5 protein-coding genes and 1 pseudogene are annotated in these 5,097 nt (G+C 71.9%); 3 read left to right on the plus strand and 3 right to left on the minus strand.

The features are described 5' to 3' along the window. Positions 1–323 (plus strand): annotated as a pseudogene (locus EHS43_RS36845) (hypothetical protein); the annotation flags it as partial. Between the two features lie 16 nt (positions 324–339). Here EHS43_RS36845 and EHS43_RS36850 read toward each other — a convergent pair. Continuing rightward, the gene (locus tag EHS43_RS36850; RefSeq protein WP_125194963.1) at positions 340–1,320 is read right to left on the minus strand and encodes an NAD(P)H-quinone oxidoreductase; all 981 of its coding nucleotides are present in this window, start codon (positions 1,318–1,320) and stop codon (positions 340–342) included. A gap of 205 nt (positions 1,321–1,525) precedes the next feature. On the opposite strand from EHS43_RS36850, the gene EHS43_RS36855 reads away from it, so the two are divergent. Both EHS43_RS36855 and EHS43_RS36860 read left to right on the plus strand, forming a co-directional pair. Next, positions 1,526–2,518: an ATP-binding cassette domain-containing protein gene (locus EHS43_RS36855; RefSeq protein ID WP_125194965.1), complete on the plus strand. Its 993-nt coding sequence runs from the start codon at positions 1,526–1,528 to the stop codon at positions 2,516–2,518. Further along, positions 2,515–3,372, plus strand: coding sequence for an ABC transporter permease (locus tag EHS43_RS36860; RefSeq protein ID WP_125194967.1), 858 nt, complete (start codon positions 2,515–2,517; stop codon positions 3,370–3,372). The genes EHS43_RS36855 and EHS43_RS36860 overlap by 4 nt, the downstream gene beginning before the upstream one ends. Here the strand turns inward: EHS43_RS36860 and EHS43_RS36865 are convergent, their stop codons facing one another. Both EHS43_RS36865 and EHS43_RS36870 read right to left on the minus strand, forming a co-directional pair. After that, the gene (locus EHS43_RS36865) at positions 3,373–4,488 is read right to left on the minus strand and encodes a TrkA family potassium uptake protein (RefSeq protein WP_125194968.1); all 1,116 of its coding nucleotides are present in this window, start codon (positions 4,486–4,488) and stop codon (positions 3,373–3,375) included. After that, on the minus strand, positions 4,476–5,097 hold a 622-nt coding region (locus EHS43_RS36870), incomplete at its 5' end, for a molybdopterin-binding protein (RefSeq protein ID WP_260470890.1). The genes EHS43_RS36870 and EHS43_RS36865, both read right to left, overlap by 13 nt.

A 5,097-nucleotide genomic window follows, 5' to 3' on the forward strand; every position in this document is an offset into this window, starting at 1 on the left:
CCCTCGCGCCCTCCCCCGCGTCGGCCGCTCCCTCCCGCGCCGGGAGCCGCGCGGGCGAGGGGCGGCAGCGGCCGGGACGGCCGGAGGAACCGGAGACGCCGGACGAGGAGGGCACGGCGTCCGCGGGGACCGGCACCGAGGACGACGGCCTCACCGCCGTGTCGGAGCCGCCCGCGCGGACCGCCGCGGCCCGGCCGTCCCCCGTCGCGCAGCGGCCGGTGGCCGGGACCAAGGTGTTCATCCTGCCGCTCGGCACCGGACTGGTGCTGGTCGGCGCGGGGCTCGGGCTCGGCCTGTTCGCGCTGCGCCTGCGCCGCGGGTGACGCCGCAGCGGCACGCCTACGACGTGACCAGCAGGACCTTGCCGATGTGCCCGCTCTCCTCGACGACCCGGTGCGCGGCGGCCGCGTCGCTCATCGGGAGTTCGCGGTCGACGACGGGCCGGATGTGCCCGGCGTCCAGCAGGGGCCACACATGCTCGCGTACGGCCGCCACGATCGCCGCCTTCTCGGCCGGCGGCCGCGCCCGCAGCGAGGTCGCGCTGATGGCGGCGCGCTTGCCCAGCAGCGTGGCGATGTTCAGCTCGCCCTTGACGCCGCCCTGCATGCCGATGATCGCGAGCCGGCCGTTGACCGCCAGGGCGTTGATGTTGCGGTCGAGGTACTTCGCGCCCATGTTGTCGAGGATGACGTCGGCGCCCGCCCCGTCGGTGGCCTTCGCGACCTCCTCGACGAAGTCCTGCTCCCGGTAGTTGATCAGGATGTCCGCGCCGAGCTCGGCGCAGCGCTCCAGCTTCTGCGGGGTGCCCGCGGTCACCGCGACCTTCGCGCCCACGGCCTTCGCGAGCTGGATGGCCATCGTGCCGATGCCGCTGGAACCGCCGTGCACCAGCAGGGTCTCGCCGGGGCGCAGGTGGGAGACCATGAAGACGTTGGACCAGACCGTGCACACCACCTCGGGCAGCGCGGCCGCCCGCTTCACGTCGAGGCCCTTGGGCACAGGCAGCAGCTGTCCGGCCGGCACGGCGACCATCTCGGCGTATCCGCCGCCCGAGAGCAGCGCGCACACCTCGTCGCCGACGGCCCAGCCGGAGACTCCGGGGCCGACCGCGGCGATCCGCCCGGAGCACTCCAGGCCGGGGTAGGGGGAGGCGCCGGGCGGGGGGTTGTAGAAGCCCTGCCGCTGCAGGATGTCGGCGCGGTTGACGGCCCCGGCCACCACCTCGACCAGCACCTCGCCCTCGCCGGCCTCGGCATCCGGGACCTCGCTCCAGACCAGCGCCTCGGGTCCACCGGGTTCGGGAATCGTGATCGCATACATGACGCCGACGCTACCCGCACCCGTTCGGGGGCGCGGGGCTGGAGCCGCATGCGGCTCCACCGCGTGGGCGCTACGAGCACCCACCGGGTCCGCGTCGGGCCCACGGCCGGGCTCCGCCCCGAATTTCGCGTGCGCCACCGATGAGTTTGCGCGACGGTAAAGGTCTCCCCATGCGTAGCCCAAGCACGCGGAAGGAACCCCGCCCATGAGCCAGCACACGTCAGCCCTGGCGATCGAGACCGCGGGCCTCGTGAAGACGTTCGGCGAGACCAGGGCCGTCGACGGAGTCGACCTGGCGGTGCCGGCCGGCACGGTCTACGGCGTCCTCGGCCCGAACGGCGCCGGCAAGACCACCACCGTGAAGATGCTCGCCACCCTCCTGCGGCCGGACGGCGGTGAGGCCCATGTCTTCGGCCACGACGTCGTCCACGAGGCCGACGAGGTCCGCGGCCGCGTCAGCCTCACCGGCCAGTACGCCTCCGTCGACGAGGACCTCACCGGCGCCGAGAACCTGGTCCTGCTGGGCCGTCTCCTCGGCCACCACAAGAAGGCGGCACGTGAGCGCGCCGGGCAGCTCCTGGAGGCCTTCGGTCTCTCGGAGGCGGCCGGAAAGCAGGTCAAGCACTACTCCGGGGGCATGCGGCGCCGTATCGACATCGCCGCGTCCATCCTCAACACGCCCGAATTGCTCTTCCTCGACGAGCCCACCACCGGGCTCGACCCGCGCAGCCGCAACCAGGTCTGGGACATCGTGCGCGCGGTCGTCGCCCAGGGCACCACCGTGCTGCTGACCACGCAGTACCTGGACGAGGCCGACCAGCTGGCGTCCCGGATCGCCGTCATCGACCGCGGCCGGGTGATCGCCGAGGGCACCAAGGGCGAGCTGAAGGCCTCCGTGGGCGCCGGGACCGTACATCTGCGCCTGCGGGACGGCGGGCGGCGGCCCGAGGCGGCGGAGGTCCTGCGGCGGGCCCTGGACGCCCAGGTGCAGCTGGAACACGACGCGGTCGCGCTGACGGCCCGGCTCTCCACGGCCGCCGGTGACACGGCCGCCGAACAGGCCTCCCGGGCCCTCGCCGAACTGGCCCGTGCCGGCATCACCGTCGACAACTTCTCGCTCGGCCAGCCCAGCCTGGACGAGGTGTTCCTCGCCCTCACCGGACACGCCACCCACGACACCGAGGAGACGGCCGCATGAGCACCGTGACCCAGCCCGCGTCCAACGCGGCCCAGGATCTCGCCCCCGTCAGCACCGAGTCGCTGGCCGCGCTGCTGGTCACCGGGGAGCGGCCGGCGCGTCCGAGCGCGCTGTCGGCCTCGCTGACCTTCGGGTGGCGGGCGATCCTCAAGATCAAGCACGTGCCGGAGCAGCTCTTCGACGTCACCGCGTTCCCGATCATGATGGTGCTGATGTACACGTACCTGTTCGGGGGCGCCCTGGCCGGGTCCCCGCGGGAGTACATCCAGTTCCTGCTGCCGGGCATCCTGGTGATGTCGGTCGTGATGATCACGATGTACACCGGGGTCTCGGTCAACACCGACATCGAGAAGGGCGTCTTCGACCGCTTCCGCTCACTGCCCATCTGGCGGCCGGCGGTGATGGTCGGCTACCTGCTCGGCGACGCCCTGCGCTACACGATCGCGTCCGTCGTGATGCTCACCGTCGGCGTGATCCTGGGCTACCGCCCGGACGGCGGCGTCGGCGGTGTGATCGCCGGGATCGCGCTGCTGGTCGTGTTCTCGTTCGCGTTCTCGTGGATCTGGACGATGTTCGGGCTGCTGCTGCGCACCGAGAAGTCGGTGATGGGCGTCAGCATGATGGTGATCTTCCCGCTGACCTTCCTGTCCAACGTCTTCGTCGATCCGCGGACCATGCCGGGCTGGCTCCAGGCCTTCGTCAACAACAGCCCGATCACCCATCTGTCCTCGGCCGTGCGCGGGCTGATGGCGGGCGACTGGCCCGCCGACGAGATCGCCTGGTCGCTGGGGTGGGCGGGACTGTTCGTCGCGGTCTTCGGACCGGTCACGATGCGGCTGTACAACCGCAAGTGATCAGCTCGTGGGCATCGGGGGCAGCGGGCGGGCGTCGGGTGTCACCTGGGTGCCCGGCGTCGCCCGCACGATCGTGATCAGCCGGTCCGTCAGCTCCAGCGTCCCGACGGCCGGATCGTCGTAGCCGAGCACCCGGTGCCCGCGCAGGACGCTCACCACCAGGTCGTCCGTCTCCCTCGGCTTCCTGCCCACCTCGGCCTTTATGACGGGCCGTTCGACGATGTCGAGCCCGCTGCCCTGCTGGATGAGGTCCTCCATCACCATGCCGGCGGCGGGACTGAGCACCGACAGGCCGAGGAGCCGCCCGGCCGCGCTGGCGCTGGTGATGACCGCGTCCGCGCCGGACTGCTTGAGCAGGGGCGCGTTCTCCTCCTCGCGCACCGCGGCCACGATCTTGGCGGCCTTGTTGAGCTGCCGGGCCGTCAGCGTCACCAGGACGGCGGTGTCGTCGCGCTGGGTGGCGATGATGATCTTCCGGGCCTTGTGCACCTCGGCCCGCTTGAGCACCTCGCTGCGGGTGGCGTCCCCGATGACCCCCGCGTAGCCCTCGGCCGTCGCGGCGTCGATCACCTTGCTGCTGGGGTCGACCACGACGACCTGCTCCTTCTTCAGGCCCGTCGCGCACACGGTCTGGATCGCCGACCGGCCCTTGGTTCCGAAGCCGACGACGACGGTGTGATCGCGCAAGGTGGACCTCCAGCGGTTGAGTCGCCACTCCTCGCGGGTGCGTTCGGTGAGGACCTCGAGCGTGGTGCCGACCAGGATGATCAGGAACAGCACACGCAGCGGCGTGATGACGAAGATGTTGGTGAGCCGGGCGCCGTCACTGACCGGGGTGATGTCGCCGTACCCGGTGGTGGACAGGGTGACGGTCGCGTAGTACCAGGCGTCGAGGAAGTCGACGGACTGGTCGGAGTTGTCGTTGTAGCCGTCACGGTCGGCCCAGACGATCAAGGCGGTCGCCGCGAGGACCAGCAGGGCCATCAGCACCCGCTTGGCGACCTGACGGAAGGGATGCTCCACGATCTTGCGCGGGAGCTTCACCTTGTGGGTCACGAGATGCTCGTCCGCCTGGCGGGCGATCGCGTCATGGCCCGGAAGTTTCACGTGAAACACACCCCGATCCCGGCGGACGCCCAGGGCAGATCGAGCAGTTCGGCCTCCTGCCCCGGCCGGGCACCTCCGGGCGGTACGACGGCGAGCGCGTCGGCGGCCGCGATGCCCCGCAGCATGGCCGGGCCGTTGTAGTGCAGGGGGACCGCGCTGTCGCCGCGCAGGACGACCGGGACGAGCCGGGTGTCGTGCGGGTGACCGTGGGCCTCGTCCCGCAGCGGCAGTGTATACGGCTCCGGGGCCGGGCGGGCGGCCAGGGTGCGCAGCAGCGGTTCGGCGAGCGTGAGCAGGCCGGAGACGGCGGCCAGGGGGTTGCCCGGCAGGCCGACGAGGTGCTGGTGCTCCTTGGTACGGGCCAGCAGCATGGGGTGGCCGGGGCGCACCTGGACCCCGTCGACGAGGAGTTCGGCGCCGATACGGCGAAGGATGGGGTGCACGTGGTCGACGGGCCCGGACGCGGTGCCGCCGGTCGTGACGATCACGTCGGCCCGCGACTTGGTGACCGCCTTGTGCAGCGCCTCGGCCGAGTCGCCGAGCCGGCGCACGGCGGTGACCTCGGCGCCGAGCGCGCGCAGCCAGGGCGGCAGCATGGGGCCGAGGGCGTCCCGGATC

Origin of the sequence: Streptomyces sp. RP5T, assembly GCF_003933965.1 — a bacterium.
Lineage (GTDB): Bacteria > Actinomycetota > Actinomycetes > Streptomycetales > Streptomycetaceae > Streptomyces.

Coding starts and splice junctions, on each gene's coding strand:
- EHS43_RS36855 (WP_125194965.1), top strand. CDS start 1,526: ATGAGCCAGCACACGTCAGCCCTGGCGATCGAGACCGCGGGCCTCGTG.
- EHS43_RS36860 (WP_125194967.1), top strand. CDS start 2,515: ATGAGCACCGTGACCCAGCCCGCGTCCAACGCGGCCCAGGATCTCGCC.
- EHS43_RS36850 (WP_125194963.1), bottom strand. CDS start 1,320: ATGTATGCGATCACGATTCCCGAACCCGGTGGACCCGAGGCGCTGGTC.